Origin of the sequence: Streptomyces sp. cmx-18-6 (genome assembly GCF_046548915.1) — a bacterium.
GTDB lineage: Bacteria > Actinomycetota > Actinomycetes > Streptomycetales > Streptomycetaceae > Streptomyces.
In genome coordinates this window covers 44,564-64,269 of the sequence record NZ_JAEBEP010000013.1, presented here as the reverse complement: position 1 = coordinate 64,269, position 19,706 = coordinate 44,564, and the positions used below count along the sequence as shown (strand labels likewise).

Sequence of the window (19,706 nt, the reverse complement as noted above, 5' to 3'; positions counted from 1 at the left end):
GGCCGGGCTTCATCCCGTCAGTCCCGCGCCAACCCGGACACGCCCGCCCTCAGTCCCGCGCCGGCCCGGACACGCCCGCCCTCAGTCCCGCGCCGGCCAGGACGCGCCCAGCCCTTCAGTCCCGCGCCAGCCCGAACCGGGCCCGCAGCCCCGGCCGCTCGTCCGCCGCCACCGACGCGGCCCCGTCCGTCACCGTCTCGTACACCGCGAGGATGTCCGCGCCCACCGTCGCCCAGTCGAAGCGCCGTACGTGGGCCTCGCCCCGCTCCCGCAGTCCGGCCCGGCGCTCGGGGTCGCCCAGCAGCCGGATCGCGGCGGCGGCCAGCGCGTCCGCGTCCTCGTTGGCGAACAGGTCGCCCGCCGCGCCCTGATCCAGCACCTGTGCGAAGGCGTCCAGGTCGCTGGCGAGGACCGGGGCCCCCGCCGACAGCGCCTCGACCAGGATGATGCCGAAGCTCTCGCCGCCGGTGTTCGGGGCCACGTACACGTCGACGCTGCGCAGCAGCCGGGCCTTGTCCTCGTCGCTGACCATGCCGAGGAACTCCACCCGCTCGCGCAGCTCCTTCGGCAGGGATGCCACCGCCTCCTCCTCGTCCCCGCGCCCCGCGACCAGCAGCCGGGTCTCCGGGCGGGCGGCGAGGATCGCGGGCAGGGCCTTCATCAGGACGGGCAGCCCCTTGCGGGGTTCGTCGATGCGGCCGATGAAGCCGAGGGTCTGGCCCTGCCACTCGGCCTTCGGCTCGGCCTCGGCGAAGAAGCCGACGTCGACGCCGTTCGGGATGACCACGGCGTCACCGCCCAGGTGCTCGACCAGCGTGCGCCGGGCGTACTCGCTCACCGCGATCCGCGCGCTGATCTTCTCCAGGGCGGGCTGGAGGATCGGGTACGCGGCGATCATCGCCCGGGAGCGCGGGTTGGAGGTGTGGAAGGTGGCCACGATCGGGCCCTGCGCCGACCAGCAGGCGAGCAGGCCGAGCGACGGGGAGGTCGGCTCGTGGATGTGGATCACGTCGAAGGTGCCGTCGTGCAGCCAGCGGCGGACCCGGGCGGCGGAGAGGAACCCGAAGTTCAGCCGGGCGACGGAACCGTTGTACGGGACGGGGACGGCCCGGCCCGCCGAGACGACGTAACGCGGCAGCGGGGTCTCGTCGTCGGCCGGGGCCAGCACGGAGACGGTGTGCCCGAGCCCGATGAGGTGCTCGGCCAGGTCCCGGATGTGGAACTGCACACCGCCCGGTACGTCCCAGGAGTACGGGCAGACGATGCCGATCTTCACGTGGGTTCCCCCCGGGGGTCCAGGTCGTCCAGCCAGAGCCTCTGGAGCATGTGCCAGTCCTGAGGATGTTCCGCGATGCCGCCGGCGAAGGCGTCGGCCAGTGCCTGGGTCATGGCGGCGGTCTTCTCGGCGCGAGTGCCTTCCTCCGGCGCCTCGACCGCCGGGTGGACGCGTGCCCCCATGACCGGCGTGCCGTCGTACCAGAGGGTCACCGGCAGCAGCAGCGCGCCCGTCTGCTGGGCGAGCAGCGCGGGGCCGGCCGGCATCCTGGCGGTCGCGCCGAAGAACGACACCTCCACGCCCGAGGCGGAGAGGTCCCGGTCCGCGACCAGGCAGACCAGGCCGCCCGCGCGCAGCCGCCGGGCCAGTGTGCCGAAGGCCGCCCCGCCGCTGTGCGGCAGGACCTCCATGCCGAGGCCCTCGCGGTAGGCGACGAACCGGTCGTAGAGGGTCGCGGGCTCCAGCCGTTCGGCGACGGTGGTGAAGGGGACCTTCAGGTCGGTGGTGACCCAGGCTCCGGCGAGGTCCCAGTTGCCCAGGTGCGGCAGGGCGATGATCACGCCGTTGCCGGCGTCCAGGCCCTCGGTCAGGTGGTGGGCGTCCTGGACGTCGATGCTCGCCCTGATGCGCTCCGGGGTCCAGGTCGGCAGCCGGAACGACTCCATCCAGTACCGCATGTACGAGCGCATCCCGGCCCTGGACAGCTCGGCCAGCCGCTCCGGGCCCGCGTCCGGCACGACCCGCGCGAGGTTCGACTCCAGCCGCAGCACGCTCTTGCCGCGCCGCTTCCAGGTCCGGTCGGCGATCGTGCGGAAGAGCGCCGTGGCGACGGGCTCGGGCAGCTTCTTCACCGCGCCCCAGCCGAGCCCGTACAGGCCATCGGTGATCCGGCCCTTGAGAGCGCTCACCGGTCGGCCCCGCTCCCGTGCTCGGACGGACCGGCGGCGGCTTCCGCGTCGGCGTCGGCCTGTCCCGGGGCGCCCGCCGGGGCTTCCGCGACGGCCGCGGCGTCGGCCTCGGCGGACTCACGGCGCACGGTCACCACGCGCTGGATCAGCGTCACCAGGCTGCCCGCGGCGACGATCCACAGCGCGATCGGCAGCAGGACGTCGATGCCGGGGACGCCGAAGCCGTGCAGTCCGGCGAGGCCGGCGGCGACCAGCGAGATGACCAGGCGTTCGGCGCGCTCCACCAGTCCGTTCACCGCGACCGGCAGGCCGATCGACTCACCGCGCGCCTTGGTGTACGAGACCACCTGGCCGCTGGCGAGGCAGAAGATCGAGACGGCGCACAGGACGTTGTCGTCGCCGCCGCCCGCGTACCAGAGGGCGAAGCCGGCGAAGATCGCCCCGTCGGCGACCCGGTCCAGCGTCGAGTCGAGGAACGCGCCCCACCGGCTGGAGATCCCGGCCTGCCGGGCCATGTTGCCGTCGACGAGGTCGGAGAAGACGAAGATCGTGATGACGATCGTGCCCCAGAAGAACTCCCCCATCGGGAAAAAGACCAGCGCACCCGCCATCACTCCGGCCGTGCCGATGAGAGTGACCGCGTCGGGGCTGACCCCGAGACGGAGCAGCAGGGCGGCGAACGGTGTGAGGACACGCGTGAAAAATGCACGCGCGTACTTGTTCAGCATGGCTTTCCCGAGGGTTCGGTTGGCCGAGCGGCCCCTACGGCCACCGGCGGGCCCATCGTAGTCACGCCGAGTGCCCGCCACCGGACGGGCACCCGCCCGCAGGGTGTCACCGGACCCTCGGCGTCCGGATCGGACCGTCGCCGGATGTCACCGCGGCCGCCGCCCCCCGGACTGGTCGGCCGTCCGGTCCGGGGCCGCACACGATGGGGCCCGTGGCCGCGCCCGAGGCGCTCCGGGGCCGCACCCGATGTGTTCCGGGGCCGCGCCCGACGCGTTCCGGGCCCCCGCGCGATGTATGGACGCCCCGCCGCCCGGGTGCCAAGCTCGAAGGACCGCGGGCGTCGCCGGGACCGCCGCGGCGGCCCTCCCCGTGCCCGTGACCACCGCTCCCCCACCGCGCGGTCGGCTCCTCCCCCGTGCCGCGCCACCCACCGGGAGGCACGCATCATGGGCGAGAAGACGAACGCACACCCCGGGGCCGCCGGAAGAGCACCGGCGGCCGCCCACCCCTCCGCCGTACGGAACGTGGTGCTGGTCGGCCACAGCGGTTCGGGCAAGACCACGCTGGTCGAGGCGCTGGCCCTGACGGCGGGGGCCGTGAACCGGGCGGGCCGGGTCGAGGACGGCGCGACCGTGTCCGACCACGACGCGATCGAGCGGCGGCGACACCGCTCCGTACAGCTGTCGCTGGTCCCGGTGTCCTGGGACGGCCGCAAGGTCAATCTGCTGGACACCCCGGGTTACGCCGACTTCGTCGGGGAGCTGCGGGCCGGTCTGCGGGCGGCGGACGCGGCCCTCTTCGTGGTCTCGGCGGCCCAGGAGGCCGAGTCCGTGGCCGCGACCACCCGGGCGGTGTGGGAGGAGTGCGCGCTCGTGGGGATGCCCCGGGCCATCGTCGTCACCCACCTCGACACCGCCCGCACCTCCTTCGAGGAGATGACCCGGATCTGCGCGGACGCCTTCGGCCGGGGCGACCCCGATGCCGTACTGCCCCTCTATCTGCCGGTGCCGGGTCCCGAGGGCGCGGACGGGCACTCCCCGCTCACCGGGCTCACCGGGCTGCTCACGCGACGGATCTCGGACTACTCCTCGGGCGAGCGGGCCGAGCTGCCGCCCGCGCCGGACCAGGAGGCGGCGCTGGGCGCGGCCCGCGACCGGCTGATCGAGGGGATCATCGCCGAGAGCGAGGACGAGTCGCTGATGGACCGCTATCTCGACAGCGGCGGCGACGGCCTCGATAGGTCGACACTGATCGCGGATCTGGAGCGGGCCGTCGCCCGGGGCGCTTTCCACCCCGTGCTGGCCGCCGCCCCCGCGGCCGGCGGAGCCCGGCAGGGCGTCGGCACCGTGGAGCTGCTCGACCTCGTCACGCGGGGCTTCCCGACCCCGCTGGAGCGCACCCCGCCCGCCGTCGCCGCCCCGTCCGGCGAGCCCCGGACCGCCCCGGCCTGCGACCCGGAGGGCCCGTTGCTCGCGGAGGTGATCCGTACGGCGTCCGACCCGTACGCCGGCCGGATCTCGCTGGTCCGGGTCTTCTCCGGCACCCTGCGGGCCGACGACACCGTGCACCTGTACGGCCACGGGCTCGACGCGGCGGGGCGTGAGCCGCGGCCCTGTCACGAGGCGGAGGTCCGCGTCGGCGCGCTCACCTCGCCGTTCGGCCGGCAGCAGCACCCGGTGGACCGGTGCGTGGCGGGCGATCTGGCCTGTGTGGCCCGGCTGGGGGACGCGGAGACCGGCGACACCCTCTCCCCACCCGGCGACCCGCTCCTCATCGAGCCCTGGACGACGCCGGACCCGCTGCTCCCGCTGGCGGTCCGGGCGCACGGCAAGGGGGACGAGGACAAGCTCTCCCAGGGGCTGGCCCGGCTGGTCACGGAGGACCCCACCCTGCGCCTGGAGCAGAACCCCGACACCCGTCAGCTCGTCCTGTGGTGCCTGGGCGAGGCCCACCAGGAGGTCGCTCTGGACCGGCTGCGCAACCACTACGGCGTCCGGGTCGACGCCGAACCGCACCGGGTCGCCCTGCGCGAGACGTTCGCCGGGCGGGCCGCCGGGCGCGGTCGGCACGTCAAACAGTCCGGCGGCCACGGTCAGTTCGCGATCTGCGAGATCGAGGTGGAGCCGCTGCCGGCGGGCGGCGGCATCGAGTTCGTCGACAAGGTCGTCGGCGGATCGGTGCCCCGCCAGTTCATCGCCTCGGTGGAGAAGGGCGTCCGGGCGCAGGCGGCCCGGGGCCTGGCCTCGGGCCACCCGCTCGTCGACGTGCGCGTCACCCTCCTCGACGGCAAGGCGCACGCGGTGGACTCCTCCGACGCCGCCTTCCAGACCGCCGGGGCGCTCGCCCTGCGCGAGGCGGCGGCCGACGCCCGCATCCAGCTCCTGGAGCCGGTCTGCGAGGTCGCCGTGCTGGTCCCGGACGACTATGTGGGCCCGGTGATGAGTGACCTGTCGGGGCGGCGCGGCAGGGTCGTGGGCACCGAACAGGGCCCGGACGGGCGCACTCTCGTACGGGCCGAGGCCCCCGAGTCGGAGATCGGCCGGTACGCGCTCGACCTGCGCTCCCTCACCCATGGCACCGGCCGTTTCGACCGCGCCCACGCCCGGTTCGAGGCGATGCCGCCGCAGCTCGCCGACCGGGTGCGCGCGGAGGGCGGGCGGCAGGGGGAGGGGCGGCCCGGCGCGTGACCGGCGCACTCCGGCACGGCGCGTGACCGGCGCACTGTCGCAAACACCGCCCGCGTCCGTGTGGGTGACGCGCGGTGCGGGGGCGCGGACGATACGCTGTGGTCGCAGCTCAGAAGGTATGCCGCGTACGGTAGTTGGGCACACCCGCAGGAGCAGACCGTGCGGCGAGTGGGGGGCGACAGTGGCCAACGACGTATTCGACTTCTCACCCGGGGCGCAGATCCCGATCCAGGGGTCCGGCGGCCAGTCGGTGGCGACCAACGCCCTGGCGTCGGCGGCCTATCGCGACAGCCCGGTGGAGAAGATCCTCGACGCCAACAGCGAGTGGCACAAGTCCGAGGTGAAGGCGGGCTCGTCCAAGCTCTTCAAGTCCGGCTACTTCAAGCCGAATCTCGGGGAGGCGTTCGCCCGGGCCGTCCAGGAACGGATGCTGGGCGGGGCCCGCAAGGACCTCATCCAGTCCTTCGGCACCGATCCGCAGACGGTGGTGGAGCACTGCCTGTCCGCGAACAACCTGCGCAAGGCCCGCGACACCCGTCTCACGCTGGTGACCGTGCTGTTCGGCATCCTCTTCCTGCCGGGGCTGGTGCTGTGGGTGATCGCCTTCCGCATCCGCGACTCGCTCAACAAGTCCAAGGACATGGCGTTCCGCGCGGTCGGCACGGTGCTCCTCGTCGTGTTCGGGATCGGCGCGCTGATCCTGATGATCAAGCTGCCCCTCGCCGGGCTGCTCGCGCTGTATGTGCGCGGGGCGATGGTGGCCCCGGTGATCGGGTGGCTCATCGCCAAGCGGATCGCGGAGACCTCGGCCAGGGACCTGCGGGCCCGCTGGGACGGGCTGCTGTCCGGCACCGGGGTCATCGCGAAGATCCCGGAGGCGGTGCCGAAGAACCCCAACGAGACCGCGCGCGAGTCTCTGCGCCAGGGGCTGGAGAAGCTCTCCGCCGAGCAGGAGTCGAACTCCGTCTTCTACGCAGGCCCCAAGGGCATCCTCGGCATGGGCACCCGGTGGGGCAGCTGGCAGCTGGCGGAGGAGCTGACCCCGAAGGACCCGACGAAGGAGATCCACCAGTTCCGCAGCTGGGACCTGATCCGGATCATCCACGACCAGCTGAAGATGCTGGAGCGCGGCCCGCTGAACACCGGCGGCTTCCCCAAGCCGTCCGTGAAGCACTGGATCGTCTCGCCCATCGGGGAGAACGCCGATTCCGTCACCCGCCGCAAGGGCGAGGACGTCGCCACCTTCCAGGTGAAGCCGCACGAGATACAGCGGATCTGCAACCACCAGCAGTTCGGCAGCGGCGACCGGCACTACCTGGGCGTGCAGTTCACCCTCTGGGACGGCCAGCTCGTGATCACCATGATGATCACGGTGACCGTGCTCCACGAGACCCTGCGCATCGAGGTCACCGGACACGCGCTGGGCCCGGTGCACGGCCTGTTCCTCTCCAAGCCGGAGGCCAGGACGAAGACGGTCAACAAGACCGTGAGGTTCTGGGAGACCCGGGACGTCCAGTTGCCGCTGGTGGAGGCCAAGGAGGTCGTCCGGCTCGCCCTGCGGGCCCCCTTCACCTGGTATCCGCCGCTGCTGGACTACCTGGGCGGGAAGATAGCGCTTCCGGAGCCCTTCGGACTGCGGCACGCCTGGGCCGCCAAGCCGTGGAACCACCGCTTCATGGCGGACGACGCGATGCGCGCGGCCACCCCGGTGCTGCGCGTGGTCCACGCGGCGGCGATGCGGGTCCTGGCGGAGAACGGCGTGGACACCGAGCGCTTCGACAACCGCTCGATGATACTGAGCGGCCTCGTCCAGGACCCGGCCCCGCGCAGGGCCGACGTCTACGACGCGTAGGCGCGCGTACCGCGCAAACGGAGAAGGGCCCCTGCTACAGCGGGGGCCCTTCTCCGTGTACGGGACGGCTCGTTCAGCCGGCCGGCCAGGCGTCGGCCAGCATCTTCCGGGTGTCGCCCAGCAGCTGCGGCAGCACCTTCGTGTGGCCGATGACCGGCATGAAGTTGGTGTCCCCGCCCCAGCGCGGCACCAGGTGCTGATGCAGATGGGCGGCGATCCCGGCCCCGGCGACCGAGCCCTGGTTCATCCCGATGTTGAACCCGTGCGCCCCGGAGGCCGCGCGCAGGGCCGCCATCGCCCGCTTGGTGAAGTCCGCGAGCTCCGCCGTCTCCGGACCGTCCAGCTCCGTGTAGTCGGCCACGTGCCGGTAGGGGACGACCATGAGGTGCCCGCCGTTGTACGGGTAGAGGTTCAGCACCGCGTAGACGTGCTCGCCGCGCGCCACCACGAGCCCGTCCTCGTCGGATTTCGCCGGAATCGAACAGAACGGGCAGCCGTCCTCGGCCCCCGGGCCGCTCGGCTTGTCCTGACCCTGGATGTACGCCATCCGATGGGGCGTCCACAGACGCTGAAACGCGTCGGGCGTCCCCACGCCGATCTGCTGCTCCGGCTCACTCGTCATGCCGATCAGCATATTGCGTCACCCGCGCGGAGCGTGTCGCCGGGGCGGCGCCCGAGTCCGCCCGGCGATGCTGAGGCGATGAGCCCTCGACCAGCCCCCGAGGCCCCCACCCGGTCGACCCGCTGGGAGCAGCGCACGGAGATCCCGCTCTTCGTCGCCTCGCTGCTCTTCCTGGCCGGGTACGCGGTCCGGGTCCTGGCCCCGCGCGAGGCCCAGCCGTGGCACGACATCTCCCTGACCCTGGTCTGGTCGACATGGCTGCTGTTCCTGGCGGACTACGCGGTACGGGTGCGGCTCAGCGGCCTGGGCGCGCGGTTCGTCCACACCCACGTGCTCGACACCCTGGTCCTGCTGCTGCCGCTGCTGCGCCCGCTGCGGATGGTGCAGGTCTACCAGGCGGTGCAGCGGCGCCACGACCGGCCGCGCCTCGACCTGTACGCGCGGGTGATGGCGTACGCGGGCATGGCCGCCGGCCTGCTCGGCTTCTCCGCCTCGCTCGCGGTCTACCACGTGGAGCACCGGGCCCCCGACGCCTCGATCCGCACGTTCGGGGACGCGGTGTGGTGGGCGTGCACGACGCTCACGACGGTCGGTTACGGGGACGCCACCCCGGTCACGTTCTGGGGGCGGGTGGTGGCGGCGGGGCTGATGGCCTGCGGTCTCGCCCTGCTGGGCGCGGTGACGGGCTCGTTCTCGTCCTGGCTGATCCAGGTGTTCACGCGGGAGGACGAGAAACGGCCCCCGGAGCGCGGGTAGCGCTCCGGGGGCCGTTCCCGTCGTACGGATCAGACCTGCACGCGGTCCTCGACGGCCTTCGCGATCTTGGCGATGGCCTCGTCGACCGGAACACCGTTCTCCTGCGAACCGTCGCGGTAGCGGAAGGAGACGGCGCCGTTGGCCATGTCCTCATCACCAGCGATGATCATGAAGGGCACCTTGGCCTTCTGCTGGTTGCGGATCTTCTTCTGCATCCGGTCCGATGAGGCGTCCACGTCCACCCGCAGCCCCTGCTTGCGCGCCGTGGCGGCGAACTCCTGGAGGTAGGGGATGTGGGCGTCGCCGATCGGGATGCCGACCGCCTGGACCGGGGCGAGCCAGACCGGGAACGCGCCCGCGTAGTGCTCCAGCAGCACGGCGAAGAAGCGCTCGATGGAGCCGAACAGGGCGCGGTGGATCATCACCGGGCGCTGCTTGGAGCCGTCCGGGCCGGTGTACTCCAGGTCGAAGCGCTCCGGCAGGTTGAAGTCGAGCTGCACGGTCGACATCTGCCAGGTGCGGCCGATGGCGTCCTTGCACTGCACGGAGATCTTCGGGCCGTAGAACGCGGCGCCGCCCGGGTCCGGGACCAGGGGCAGCCCCTGCTTCTCGGCGACCTGGCGCAGCGTCTCGGTGGCCTCCTCCCAGGCGTCGTCGGAGCCGACGTACTTCTCCGGGTCCTTGGTGGAGAGCTCCAGGTAGAAGTCGGTGAGCCCGTAGTCGCGGAGCAGGTTGAGCACGAAGGTGAGCGTGCGGTCGAGCTCCTGCGCCATCTGCTCCTTGGTGCAGTAGATGTGCGCGTCGTCCTGCGTGAAGCCGCGCGAGCGGGTCAGGCCGTGCACGACGCCCGACTTCTCGTACCGGTAGACCGTGCCGAACTCGAAGAGGCGCAGCGGCAGTTCGCGGTAGGAGCGGCCGCGCGCGTCGAAGATCAGGTTGTGCATCGGGCAGTTCATCGGCTTGAGGTAGTAGTCCACCCCGTCGTCGAGCTGCATGGGCGGGTACATGCCGTCCGCGTACCAGTCCAGGTGGCCGGACTTCTCGAAGAGCTTGCCCTTGGTGGCGTGCGGGCTGTAGACGAACTCGTAGCCCTCCTCCTCGTGACGGCGGCGCGAGTAGTCCTCCATGGCCCGGCGGATGACGCCGCCCTTGGGGTGGAAGACCGCGAGGCCGGGGCCGATCTCGTCGGGGAAGGAGAAGAGGTCCAGCTCGTTGCCGAGCTTGCGGTGGTCGCGCTTGGCGGCCTCCTCCAGGAACTCCAGGTGCGCCTTCAGCTCGTCCTTGGTCGGCCAGGCGGTGCCGTAGATGCGCTGGAGCATCGGGTTCTTCTCGCTGCCGCGCCAGTAGGCGGCGGCGTTGCGCATCAGCTTGAACGCCGGGATGAACCGGGTGGTCGGCAGGTGCGGACCGCGACAGAGGTCCTTCCAGCACAGGTCGCCGGTCTTGGCGTCCAGGTTGTCGTAGATGGTCAGCTCGCCGCCGCCCACCTCGACGTCCGCGCCGTCGTCCGAGGACGCGGAGCCCTTGATGCCGATGAGCTCCAGCTTGTACGGCTCGTCGGCGAGCTCCTCGCGGGCGGCCTCGTCGGAGACCACGCGGCGGGAGAACTTCTGGCCCCGCTTCTGGATCTCCTGCATCTTCTTCTCGATGGTCTTGAGGTCCTCGGGCGTGAACGGCTTCTCGACGTCGAAGTCGTAGTAGAAGCCGTCCTTGACCGGCGGGCCGATGCCGAGCTTGGCCTCGGGGAAGAGCTCCTGCACGGCCTGGGCCATGACGTGCGCGGTGGAGTGGCGCAGGATGTCGAGGCCGTCCTCGGAGGAGATCTCCACCGGCTCGACGGACTCGCCGTCCTGGAGCTCGTACGAGAGGTCCTTCAGCTCGCCGCCGATGCGCGCGGCGACGACCGTGCGCTGACCGGGGAAGAGCTCGCCGGCGGTCGTGCCCGTCGTCACCACGTGCTCTTCCCGCTCGGAATCGCGCTGGATGATCACACGGACGTCTGACACCGGTCTCTCCTGACTGAGGGGGATGACCTCCCTGTTATCGGGGTGGTCACCAGGGATCGTACCGAGCCGTACGCCCCCGATGCGAACGCCTTACCCCTCGCTACGAGGGCTCCTCCCCCGCGCACGCCTCCTCGAAGAAGTCCACGTTCTCCTGGAGCGACTTCATCAGCCGGTCCCGCTCGGCCTCGTCGACCTGGACGGGCGCGACCTGCGACGCCCCGGTGAGCCGCCGGAAGCCGCCCCGCCGCTCCAGGAACCCCTCCACCCGCAGCGGCAGCCCCACCAGGTGGGCGTGGCCCGCGATCCGGTACGCCTCCTCGTCCAGCTCCACCCGCACGTGCGCGACCTCCGCCCCCGCCAGTACCCGCAGCCGTACGATCCCGGGGCCGCGCGGCCCCGAGCGCCGCAGCCGGACCACGGCCCCGGTGATCCGGACCGGCGCGGCGGGCTCCTCGCGGAGGTAGCGGGCCCCGGCGGAGCGCAGGGCGGGGAGGTCGCCCGGGGAGAACTCGACGGGCGCGGGGCGGGCCGGGCAGCCGTCCGGGGCGCCGGCGGCGGGCGCCCACCGCACGTCGATCCCGGCCCCCTCGCTGCCGCGCACCAGGGTCACCAGGGCCTCGGTCAGCTCCCGGCTGACGCCCGCCGCCACCGCGCTGTCGAAGGCCGCCATGCCGCCGGTGGCCCGCTGGTAGTCCACAGCCTCGCGGGTGGCGTGCAGGGCGTGGCAGAGCTGTACGGCGACGGCGCGCCCGGAGTCGACGGGCACGAACGCGGTGAGCCGGCGTCCGCCCGGCGCGGGCCCGACGAGCGTCCCCTCCAGCGCGGCCCGGGCCTTCCTGCGGTGCCGGGCCCCGTGGTAGCCGGCCCGGCCACGGGCCGCGAGCGCACCGGCCAGGAGGATCTGCCGGGCCGCCGCCCTCAGCTCCTCCGCCTCGGCCCACCCCGAGGCGCCCGCCGCCCCGGCCGCCGACTCGGGGACCTCGCGCCACCAGCGGATCTCGTCGCTGGGGACGGCGAGGGAGACCAGGATGTCCCGGGCGGAGGGGGCGGCGCTGCGGGAGAGCGCGGTGAGCGCCTCGGCCAGCAGGTCGTCGCTGTCGGGGAAAGCGGCGCTCTCGGGCACCAGCAGGCTCGCTCCCCCGGCGGCCGGTCCGGGCGGGGACCAGCGGCTGTACCGCCCGGCCGCTCCCCCGCGCCGCTGCCAGCCGTTGCGGTGCAGGAGCGCGACGAGCACCGCCGGGTCGGGCAGCGGGGCGCCGTCGCCGGCGTCGGCGTACTCCGTGCTCACGGCGGGGTGGGACCGGGCGCCGGGCAGTTGCGCCGGTCCCGTGGGCTCGTCCATCGACCGGTGCATCAAGGTCTCCCTCCGGCCCCGACCCGGGCCATGATCTCGCAGAGTGCGCGGTCGTCGAAGATCCGTGAGGTGTCGATGCGCACGGTGGTCCGGTACCGGCCCGTCACCGCGTGGCCGGCCAGGTTGGTCCAGTAGCAGCAGTGCCGCAGATCGAGGCTGCCGGGCCCGGCGCTCAGCCACTCGTCCTGGCTGCGGGGCACGAGCATCACGACCAGGATCTTGTGCACCGACACCGGGGTGCGGGCGAGTTTGACGAGATGGGCGTTGTCGAGCGTGAAGGAGAACGCCCCGCCCGCCGGGTGCGGCGGTATCTGGTAGGTGCACTTGAGCTGCACCTTGATGGTCACTTCGTCGTCGACGGTGTGGGCGGCCGCGCCGTGGCTGACGTGCCAGTCGATGCCGTTGTCGGGGAAGGGCTGGGACAGCGAGCAGCCCGCCGCCGCCGCGACGGCGTGCAGGTAGCCCACCTGAAGGGTCTCCATGCAGGCGGTGGTGGCGAGGGATCCGCGCAGCGGTGCGTTCCGCCGCGACGCCGGCCCGAGGTCTTCGGCGCGGGCGGGGCCCCCTGGGTCGGGCTGCGCGAGCGCCATGGCTCCGTGTGCCTTCCGGGCGTGCCGTCAGAGGTGACCGGGGGATCAACTTCCCTCCCCCTCACCTGTGTTGTCACCGCAGGAGAACGCCCGCAAACCGCTTATCAGGCAAACAGCACGGGTATCACCGATATCGGGCAGGGGGGATTCACTCCATCTGCCGTGCAGGTGCGAGGAGTTCGGGGATGATGCACTGGTTCGAAGGGCCTCTGGCCGCTTTTGACACGGAGACGACAGGCGTGGACGTCGAGCGGGACCGGATCGTTTCGGCCGCTCTCGTCGCGCAGGACACGACGGGCGGACGCGTCCGCGTCACCCGCTGGCTGGTCGACCCGGGCGTTCCGGTCCCGGCCGGGGCCACCGAGATCCACGGTCTGACCGACGATCACCTTCATCGCAACGGCCGCTGGCCCGCTCCGGTGATGGACGAGATAGCCCGTTCCCTGGCCGAGCAGTGCGCGACCGGCCGTCCGCTGGTCGTGATGAACGCGCCGTTCGACCTGACGCTGCTGGACCGCGAACTGAAGCGGCACCGGGCCTCGTCGCTCGCCGGGTACATGGCGGACGTGCCGCTGCGGGTGGTGGACCCCCGGGTGCTGGACAAGCACCTGGACCGCTACCGCAAGGGCCGCCGCACGCTCACGGACCTGTGCGAGCTGTACGGGGTGCCGCTCGACGGCGCGCACGACGCGGCGGCCGACGCCACGGCCTCGCTGGAGCTGGTGCGCGCGGTGTGCCGGCGCTTCTCCTCCCGGATCGAGCGGCTCTCCCCGGCCGAGCTGCACACCCTCCAGGCCACCTGGCACGCGGCGCAGGCGCGCGGCCTGGAGGCGTGGTTCGCCAAGAGCGGGACCCCGGAGGCGGTCGACCCGGCGTGGCCGCTGCGCCCGGAACTGCCCGCGGCGGCATAGGAGTTCACCGGCCTGAACATGCGAAAGCCGGTCCGCCTCAATACTGGCGGACCGGCTTTCCCCGGTGGGCGATACTGGGTTCGAACCAGTGACCTCTTCGGTGTGAACGAAGCGCTCTCCCACTGAGCTAATCGCCCGGGAACGGGTTGAACCATACAGGGCCGGACGGGCTTCGTTCAAACCGCTTCCGGCCGCGCCGCCCCGGCACGTACGCGGGTCCCCTCGGCCCGCCCGCCCGGCCCGCTTACTCAGACGCGAAAACGCGGGAACTGAGTATCCGAGCGCATGTACGGGGCCGGGGGCCGGGGCGACACTCCCGTACATGGAACACGTGCCGCCGCCCGCCGAGGAACTGGCGCTCCTCGACCGAGAACTGGCTCAGCTGGACGCCCGCAGGGCCCAGCTGCTGACCCGCCGCGCCTGGGTGGTCCGAGCCCTCCAGCTCCAGGCCCGGGCCCACGCTCCGGCGCCGGGTGCGCCGCACTGGGGCCCGCCGCCCGCCGGGCGGCCTCCGGTGCAGCCGTGGGGCGCGGTCCCGCGGACGGCAGGGGCCTCGTCCGCTCCGCGCAGTGCGCAGAACGTGCTGCTGACGCTCGGCGGTCTGCTGCTGACGATCGCGGCCATCGCGTTCACGCTGGTCAGCTGGGGCTCCATGGGCATCGCCGGCCGTTCCGCCGTCCTGGCGCTGGTGACCGTCGCGGCGCTCGCCGCCCCGGCGGTCCTGCTGCGCCGCAAGCTGATGGCCACCGCCGAGGCGCTGGCGGCGCTCGCCCTGGTGCTGACCCTGCTGGACGTCTACGCGGTCCACGCGGTGGCCGCGCCCGACGTGGACGGGCTCGCGTTCACGGCCGTGGCCTCGGCGGTCCTCGCGGCGCTCTGGACGGCCTACGGCCTGGCGCTGGGCCGGCTGCACCTGCCGCTGCCCGCCGCGGTGGTGTTCGCCCAGTGGCCGCTGCTGCTGGGGGCCTGGGCCGCGGACGCGCCGGCGATCGTGGTCGGGTGGGCGCTGCTGGCGACGGCGGTGCTGGACGGGGCGATCGCGCTGTGGGGCAAGGGGCTCGGGGTCCGGATCACGGCGGGGATCGGCCTGGCGGTGACGGGGCCCTGCGCGCTGCTGGTGGGGCTGGCGCAGTCGCTGACGGCCGACAGTCCGCTCGGGGCGTTCCTGCCGGGTGCGCTGCTGCTGACGGCGGCCGTGGCGGCCCTGGCCGGGGCGTGGCACGCGCCGAACGGCTTCGCGCGGGTGGGCGGTGCGGTGGCCGGTCTGGCGGCGGTGGCCGCGGTCGGCGGCGTGCTGCGGTCGGCGGTGCCGGGGCCTTGGCACGTCCCGGCGTATCTGCTCTGCGGGCTGGCCCTGCTGTTCATCGTACGGGCGCGGCTTCCGCGCGACGCGGGGCGCGGGGTGCTGCTGGCGGCCGGTGTGGTGGTGAGCGGTGCGCTGGTGTGGGCCGCTCCCCCGGTCGCGGAGGTGCTGCTGGGGCCGGTCACGCTGGTGACCGAGGCGTGGGAGGGGGCTCCGGAGGGGTTCCGGGGCGCGCTCGGGGCGTCGGCCCCGTGGTCCCTGACGGTCGCGGCTCCGGTGGTGCTCGCGGTCGTCGCCGGGGCGCTCGGGGCGGCGTACCGGTGGTGGACGCCGCTGACGCGGGTCTCCGCTCCGCTGCTGTCGCCGGGTGCGGCGGTGCGCGGCGCGGCGGGCGCGGGGGCGCTGGGCCTCGGCTGGGGGGCGCTGCTGCTGGCGGCGGCGACGCTGGGCGTCCCGTACCCGGTCGCGGTGGTCGTGGAGACGGTGCTCGTGGCGGGGCTGCTGGCGGTGGCCGTGTGGTCGGCGGGCACGCGCGGGGGCCCCGGGGTGGGCGTGACGGTGACCGCGCTGGTGTGTGCGGCGGCCGGGGCGGTGAGCGTGGCGCTGCTGTCGCTCGCGGCGGAGGCCGCGACGTACGCGGTGGTCGGGGCGCTGATGGTGCTGTTCGCGGGGGCGGCGCTGCGGACGCGTGCGGTGCCGGTGCAGGCGGTGCTGGCGGTCGCCGCGGTGGTGTGGGGCACGGTCCTGACGGTGTGCGCGGGCCGGTCGCTGGACCTCGCGCCGCACGAGGCCGCGCCGCTGGTGCTCGTGGCGCCCGCGCTGACGGTGCTGCTGGGGGCACGGCTGCGGCTGCACCCGGTGGCGCTGCCGGTGGAGCTGGCCGGATTGCCGGGGGCGCTGGTCGCGCTGGGGCTGGCGGTGGGGGACGCGCCGTTCCTGGCCCTGGTGCTCGCGCTGTGCGGCGTGCTGGCGGCGGGGGCCGCGGTGCGGCCGGAGCGGCGTCGGGCGGCGGGCTGGACGGCGGCGGTGCTGTTCGTGGCGGCCACGTGGGTCCGGCTGGCGGCGTCGGAGGTGTCGGGGCCGGAGGCGTACACCCTGCCGGTGACGGTGCCCGCCCTGCTGATCGGCGTACTGCGGCGGCGCAAGGACCCCGAGGCGTCCTCGTGGACGGCGTACGGGCCGGGGCTCGCCGCGACGCTGCTGCCGAGCCTGGCCGTGGCCTGGACCGACCCCGACTGGCTGCGCCCCCTGCTGCTGGGCGTGGCGGCGCTGGTCATCACGCTGCTGGGGGCGAAGTACCGGCTGCGGGCGCTGCTGGTGCTCGGCGGCGCGGTGCTGGCCGTGGACGCCCTGCACGAGCTTGCGCCGTACGTCGTCCAGGTGGCCGGGGCCCTGCCGCGCTGGGTGCCGCCGGCGCTGGCCGGACTGCTGCTGCTGGCGGTGGGCGCGACGTACGAACAGCGGCTGCGCGACGCGCGACGGGTGAAGGACGCGCTGCGGCGGATGCGGTGAGCCGTTCGCCGGTGGTTCGCCGGTGATTCGCCGGTGGGGAGGTCGCACGCGGCGGGCTCCCCACCGGCGGACGCCGGGCCGCCGGGCCGTCCGGCCGCCGATGGGCAACGCAGAGGGCCCGGAGACTTCGGAAAGTCTCCGGGCCCTCTGTCCGGGTGGGCGATACTGGGTTCGAACCAGTGACCTCTTCGGTGTGAACGAAGCGCTCTCCCACTGAGCTAATCGCCCGGGCGCACCGCAAACATTACCCCATGTCAGCGGTGCTTTCGGACCGTGCCCGGGCTACTCGTCGACCGTCCACGGCAGGGCCAGGCCGAACTTCCAGACGTAGATCCCGATCAGCACCGCCATGATCACCAGCCCCACCGTGGTGAGGATGACGTTGCGCCGCCGGACCTTGGGATCAAGGGCCCGCTGCGCGGCCTCGGTGACCTTGCGCTTCGTCCAGCGCAGCACCAGCTGGGCCCAGACGAACTCGGTCGCCCAGATCGCCATGCCGCCGAAGATCACCAGCCACCCGGGCCCCGGCAGCACCAGCATCAGCACGCCTGCCACCACGACGCCGAGGCCGACGACGAAGACGCCGACCTGCCAGCTGAGGTGGAGCGCCTTGGACGCCTTGATGAAGCCCGGCGCCCGAGATCCCAGCTCACGCTCCGGTTTGGTCGTGCCCCCCGTAGCGGACTCGGGGGCCGCCTTCTCGGGGACCTCGATCCGCTCGTCACTCTCCGCGTTCATGAAGCTCAACCTACCCGACCCGCCGTCGTCACTTGAATGGGTGCATAACCCAAAGTTACACACCGCTGGGCGAGGGACCCGAAGCATCACAAATGGGTCAGAGGGGTTTACAACGCCACCGTAGGTGGCATGTCGATTTCGCCGACGTGCGAATCCCCGAGCGCACACTGAGCGAAAGGCCCTGGCGCTTATGAACACCACGGTCAGCTGCGAGCTGCACCTGCGCCTCGTTGTGTCGAGCGAGTCCTCACTGCCTGTACCCGCGGGCCTGCGGTATGACACGGCCGATCCCTATGCCGTGCACGCCACCTTCCACACCGGAGCGGAGGAGACGGTCGAATGGGTATTCGCCCGTGACCTCCTTGCCGAGGGGCTGCACCGGCCCACCGGCACCGGAGACGTCCGCGTCTGGCCATCACGTAGTCACGGCCAAGGCGTCGTCTGCATCGCCCTGAGCTCACCAGAGGGCGAAGCCCTGCTCGAAGCTCCGGCGCGGGCCCTGGAGTCGTTCCTGAAGAGGACCGACGCCGCGGTTCCGCCCGGCACCGAGCATCGTCACTTCGATCTCGACACGGAGCTCTCCCACATCCTGGCCGAGAACTGAGCCAGGCCGAGAACTGCCCGGCGCCGTCCGACTCGGGGAGACGGCGTCGCGCGGACAACCTCATACGGCAGGCACAGGCGCCGTCACCGCGGATCCACCGCGGTGACGGCGCCTGCGCGTGCCGCCACGGCCCCGGCGGCGGCTCGGGGGCCATCGAGTGGCGCTTACGCCCCCTCGGGCCCGCACCGGCCCGGCCTGCGCCCGGGCGGAGCCAGTAGAGTCAGCCGCCATCGGCGGGCACCCGCCCGCCGGAGGCCAGGGAGCGAAACGTGCTGATCCCCCACGACACCCGGATCGCCCTCGACACGGTGGTCGATCTGGTGAACACCGCACCGGAGGGCGAACCGCCGAATGACGGCGCCACCGACGGACTCGTGGACGGACTCGGCGACGGTCTCGATGACGGACTCGACGGGCTCGGCGACGTCGCGGCGCTGTACGCGTTCGCCGAGCAGCACCACATCAGCGGCGTCGACGCCCTCGGGGAGAGGGACCTGACCGCCGTGCGGGACGTGCGGAGCCGGTTCGCCGAGGTCTTCGCGGCGCCCGACGCCCGTACCGCCGTCGACCTCGTCAACCGGCTCGTCGCGGCGGCCGGGACCACGCCCCAGCTCACCGATCACGACGGCTACGACTGGCACGTGCACTACTTCGCGCCCGACGCCTCGCTCGCCGACCACCTCGCGGCCGACTGCGGCATGGCCCTGGCCTTCATCATCGTGGCCGGCGAGCAGGAGCGGCTGCGGCGGTGCGAAGCCCCGGACTGCGGGCGAGCCTTCGTGGACCTGTCGCGCAACCGCTCCCGCCGCTACTGCTCCAGCCGCACCTGCGGCAACCGACTGCACGTCGCGGCGTACCGGGCCCGGCGACGGGAAGCCGCGGGCTGACGGAATCGGCCCACGGGACGGTCGTCACGGGAAGACGCGGGTCATAACGCGGGTCATAACAGGAACAGGTCGTGCAGCGCCGCCATCAGCAGCAGGCTCCCGATCACCGTGAGGAAGATCATCAGGGGTGGCTGGGACAGCGCGAAGAGGCAGCCACGGGGCTCTTCGGCAGGGGGTGCGGGGGCCTCGCCCCGGGATGTGTCCACCATTTCGGGGCGATCATGACTCACCCGCGACCCGGTTGGTGATCAACCGGTGTAATTACCCAGGGAGTTCACCGTCCCGTGGCCCTTCGGATTCGCTCCGGCGTACGGGATGCCGTCAGGTGTTCGGGTCCAGCGTGACCCACCCCGTCGGATGCCGTGTCAGATGCCGTGCTTCTTGAGGATGGCCTCGATGTCGCTGAAGTCCTCGCCGGGCGCGGCCGACTCCTGCCTCTTGCCCGGCTTCGCCGCCGCCTGCGCCGCCGGCCGGGGTCGGCTCCCCGCGCCGAGCGAGGGCGCGGAGGCCCCCGGGGCGACGGCCTCGTTCTTCTCGGCGGCCCGTGCGGCCTTGCGCTCCGCCCGGGTGGTTCCGCTGCGGCGCTCGACGGCCCGGGTGGTCATGAAGAGCAGCCAGGCGAGGCCCAGCACACCGAAACCGGCCCAGACGCTCGGCTTGAGGGCGATGCCCGAGACCCACGCGACGACACCCGTCAGGACGAGGCCCACGGGGACGAGGGAGTAGGCGGCGATCCTGGTCGCCGTGAGGAACCGCTTGCGGTAGGCGGTGATCGCGGCGATGCCCAGGCCCGCCGCCGACGCCGCGGAACAGATGGTCTCGGCAAGCATCGGAGCCTCCAGGCGCAGGGGAAACGTCCCCTCCATCCTGCACCGGCCACCTGCGTCGGGGCCACGGCACCGGTCCACTTCAGGGACATCTCAGGGCCGCGCTCCTCCGCAGGTGCCGGTCAGGGGCCGGTTCAGCTCCCG

17 protein-coding genes and 2 tRNA genes are annotated in these 19,706 nt (G+C 72.9%); 7 read left to right on the top strand and 12 right to left on the bottom strand.

What is annotated here, in order from left to right; all coding sequences use genetic code 11:
• Nucleotides 1-115: 115 nt before the first annotated feature.
• From ACLJPL_RS26900 to pgsA, 3 genes are read right to left on the bottom strand one after another with little or no spacing between them, the layout of a single operon-like run.
• The gene (locus ACLJPL_RS26900; protein ID WP_411083521.1) at nucleotides 116-1,276 is read right to left on the bottom strand and encodes a glycosyltransferase family 4 protein; all 1,161 of its coding nucleotides are present in this window, start codon (nucleotides 1,274-1,276) and stop codon (nucleotides 116-118) included.
• Nucleotides 1,273-2,184 carry a phosphatidylinositol mannoside acyltransferase gene (locus tag ACLJPL_RS26895; protein WP_411083520.1) on the bottom strand — a complete coding sequence of 304 codons (912 nt, stop codon included), beginning with the start codon at nucleotides 2,182-2,184 and terminating at the stop codon, nucleotides 1,273-1,275. Before ACLJPL_RS26895 ends, ACLJPL_RS26900 begins: the two co-directional genes overlap by 4 nt.
• A complete protein-coding gene (gene pgsA, locus ACLJPL_RS26890; protein ID WP_411083519.1) occupies nucleotides 2,181-2,912 on the bottom strand; it encodes a phosphatidylinositol phosphate synthase in 732 nt (243 codons plus the stop codon). The genes ACLJPL_RS26895 and pgsA overlap by 4 nt, the downstream gene beginning before the upstream one ends.
• 447 nt (nucleotides 2,913-3,359) lie before the next feature.
• On the opposite strand from pgsA, the gene ACLJPL_RS26885 reads away from it, so the two are divergent.
• Nucleotides 3,360-5,600, top strand: a complete 2,241-nt coding sequence (locus ACLJPL_RS26885) for an elongation factor G-like protein EF-G2 (protein ID WP_411083518.1) — start codon at nucleotides 3,360-3,362, stop codon at nucleotides 5,598-5,600.
• A gap of 181 nt (nucleotides 5,601-5,781) precedes the next feature.
• On the top strand, nucleotides 5,782-7,452 hold the full coding sequence (locus ACLJPL_RS26880) for a hypothetical protein (RefSeq protein ID WP_411083517.1): 1,671 nt from the start codon (nucleotides 5,782-5,784) through the stop codon (nucleotides 7,450-7,452).
• Between the two features lie 73 nt (nucleotides 7,453-7,525).
• On the opposite strand, the gene ACLJPL_RS26875 is transcribed toward ACLJPL_RS26880, so the two are convergent.
• The gene (locus tag ACLJPL_RS26875; protein ID WP_019765397.1) at nucleotides 7,526-8,086 is read right to left on the bottom strand and encodes an HIT family protein; all 561 of its coding nucleotides are present in this window, start codon (nucleotides 8,084-8,086) and stop codon (nucleotides 7,526-7,528) included.
• Between the two features lie 66 nt (nucleotides 8,087-8,152).
• Between ACLJPL_RS26875 and ACLJPL_RS26870 the strand changes: the two genes are divergently transcribed.
• A complete protein-coding gene (locus ACLJPL_RS26870) occupies nucleotides 8,153-8,830 on the top strand; it encodes a potassium channel family protein (protein ID WP_411083516.1) in 678 nt (225 codons plus the stop codon).
• Between the two features lie 29 nt (nucleotides 8,831-8,859).
• Here ACLJPL_RS26870 and thrS read toward each other — a convergent pair whose 3' ends face one another.
• The 3 genes from thrS to ACLJPL_RS26855 form a co-directional block, all read right to left on the bottom strand.
• Nucleotides 8,860-10,836: a threonine--tRNA ligase gene (gene thrS / locus ACLJPL_RS26865; RefSeq protein WP_411083515.1), complete on the bottom strand. Its 1,977-nt coding sequence runs from the start codon at nucleotides 10,834-10,836 to the stop codon at nucleotides 8,860-8,862.
• Nucleotides 10,837-10,936: 100 nt separating this feature from the next.
• Nucleotides 10,937-12,190: a hypothetical protein gene (locus ACLJPL_RS26860; RefSeq protein WP_411083514.1), complete on the bottom strand. Its 1,254-nt coding sequence runs from the start codon at nucleotides 12,188-12,190 to the stop codon at nucleotides 10,937-10,939.
• Nucleotides 12,190-12,780 (bottom strand): DUF4365 domain-containing protein, encoded by a 591-nt coding sequence (locus ACLJPL_RS26855; RefSeq protein ID WP_411083513.1) that lies wholly within the window; start codon nucleotides 12,778-12,780, stop codon nucleotides 12,190-12,192. Before ACLJPL_RS26855 ends, ACLJPL_RS26860 begins: the two co-directional genes overlap by 1 nt.
• 185 nt (nucleotides 12,781-12,965) lie before the next feature.
• Here ACLJPL_RS26855 and ACLJPL_RS26850 point away from each other — a divergent pair, with 185 nt between their 5' ends.
• Nucleotides 12,966-13,691, top strand: a complete 726-nt coding sequence (locus tag ACLJPL_RS26850) for a 3'-5' exonuclease (protein WP_411083512.1) — start codon at nucleotides 12,966-12,968, stop codon at nucleotides 13,689-13,691.
• A 65-nt stretch (nucleotides 13,692-13,756) separates the two neighbouring features.
• Here the strand turns inward: ACLJPL_RS26850 and ACLJPL_RS26845 are convergent.
• Nucleotides 13,757-13,828, bottom strand: a tRNA-Val gene (locus ACLJPL_RS26845).
• Between the two features lie 185 nt (nucleotides 13,829-14,013).
• On the opposite strand from ACLJPL_RS26845, the gene ACLJPL_RS26840 reads away from it, so the two are divergent.
• The gene (locus ACLJPL_RS26840; RefSeq protein WP_411083511.1) at nucleotides 14,014-16,506 is read left to right on the top strand and encodes an SCO7613 C-terminal domain-containing membrane protein; all 2,493 of its coding nucleotides are present in this window, start codon (nucleotides 14,014-14,016) and stop codon (nucleotides 16,504-16,506) included.
• A gap of 156 nt (nucleotides 16,507-16,662) precedes the next feature.
• Here the strand turns inward: ACLJPL_RS26840 and ACLJPL_RS26835 are convergent.
• Nucleotides 16,663-16,734: transfer RNA gene (locus tag ACLJPL_RS26835), tRNA-Val, on the bottom strand.
• Nucleotides 16,735-16,788: 54 nt separating this feature from the next.
• The gene (locus ACLJPL_RS26830; RefSeq protein WP_411083510.1) at nucleotides 16,789-17,244 is read right to left on the bottom strand and encodes a TIGR02611 family protein; all 456 of its coding nucleotides are present in this window, start codon (nucleotides 17,242-17,244) and stop codon (nucleotides 16,789-16,791) included.
• A gap of 190 nt (nucleotides 17,245-17,434) precedes the next feature.
• Here ACLJPL_RS26830 and ACLJPL_RS26825 point away from each other — a divergent pair, with 190 nt between their 5' ends.
• The gene (locus tag ACLJPL_RS26825) at nucleotides 17,435-17,848 is read left to right on the top strand and encodes an SsgA family sporulation/cell division regulator (RefSeq protein ID WP_003987206.1); all 414 of its coding nucleotides are present in this window, start codon (nucleotides 17,435-17,437) and stop codon (nucleotides 17,846-17,848) included.
• A gap of 269 nt (nucleotides 17,849-18,117) precedes the next feature.
• Nucleotides 18,118-18,735, top strand: coding sequence for a CGNR zinc finger domain-containing protein (locus ACLJPL_RS26820; protein ID WP_411083509.1), 618 nt, complete (start codon nucleotides 18,118-18,120; stop codon nucleotides 18,733-18,735).
• Between the two features lie 53 nt (nucleotides 18,736-18,788).
• Here the strand turns inward: ACLJPL_RS26820 and ACLJPL_RS26815 are convergent, their stop codons facing one another.
• Both ACLJPL_RS26815 and ACLJPL_RS26810 read right to left on the bottom strand, forming a co-directional pair.
• The gene (locus ACLJPL_RS26815) at nucleotides 18,789-18,944 is read right to left on the bottom strand and encodes a hypothetical protein (protein ID WP_164711272.1); all 156 of its coding nucleotides are present in this window, start codon (nucleotides 18,942-18,944) and stop codon (nucleotides 18,789-18,791) included.
• 156 nt (nucleotides 18,945-19,100) lie between these two features.
• Nucleotides 19,101-19,565 (bottom strand): hypothetical protein, encoded by a 465-nt coding sequence (locus tag ACLJPL_RS26810; RefSeq protein WP_411083508.1) that lies wholly within the window; start codon nucleotides 19,563-19,565, stop codon nucleotides 19,101-19,103.
• Between the last annotated feature and the right edge of the window lie 141 nt (nucleotides 19,566-19,706).

What these genes read in the sequence shown, in the direction of transcription:
- pgsA (WP_411083519.1), bottom strand. Translation starts at nt 2,912, where the DNA reads ATGCTGAACAAGTACGCGCGTGCATTTTTCACGCGTGTCCTCACACCG.
- ACLJPL_RS26885 (WP_411083518.1), top strand. Translation starts at nt 3,360, where the DNA reads ATGGGCGAGAAGACGAACGCACACCCCGGGGCCGCCGGAAGAGCACCG.
- ACLJPL_RS26875 (WP_019765397.1), bottom strand. Translation starts at nt 8,086, where the DNA reads ATGCTGATCGGCATGACGAGTGAGCCGGAGCAGCAGATCGGCGTGGGG.
- ACLJPL_RS26870 (WP_411083516.1), top strand. Translation starts at nt 8,153, where the DNA reads ATGAGCCCTCGACCAGCCCCCGAGGCCCCCACCCGGTCGACCCGCTGG.
- ACLJPL_RS26860 (WP_411083514.1), bottom strand. Translation starts at nt 12,190, where the DNA reads ATGCACCGGTCGATGGACGAGCCCACGGGACCGGCGCAACTGCCCGGC.
- ACLJPL_RS26855 (WP_411083513.1), bottom strand. Translation starts at nt 12,780, where the DNA reads ATGGCGCTCGCGCAGCCCGACCCAGGGGGCCCCGCCCGCGCCGAAGAC.
- ACLJPL_RS26850 (WP_411083512.1), top strand. Translation starts at nt 12,966, where the DNA reads ATGATGCACTGGTTCGAAGGGCCTCTGGCCGCTTTTGACACGGAGACG.
- ACLJPL_RS26840 (WP_411083511.1), top strand. Translation starts at nt 14,014, where the DNA reads ATGGAACACGTGCCGCCGCCCGCCGAGGAACTGGCGCTCCTCGACCGA.
- ACLJPL_RS26830 (WP_411083510.1), bottom strand. Translation starts at nt 17,244, where the DNA reads ATGAACGCGGAGAGTGACGAGCGGATCGAGGTCCCCGAGAAGGCGGCC.
- ACLJPL_RS26825 (WP_003987206.1), top strand. Translation starts at nt 17,435, where the DNA reads ATGAACACCACGGTCAGCTGCGAGCTGCACCTGCGCCTCGTTGTGTCG.
- ACLJPL_RS26815 (WP_164711272.1), bottom strand. Translation starts at nt 18,944, where the DNA reads ATGGTGGACACATCCCGGGGCGAGGCCCCCGCACCCCCTGCCGAAGAG.
- ACLJPL_RS26810 (WP_411083508.1), bottom strand. Translation starts at nt 19,565, where the DNA reads ATGCTTGCCGAGACCATCTGTTCCGCGGCGTCGGCGGCGGGCCTGGGC.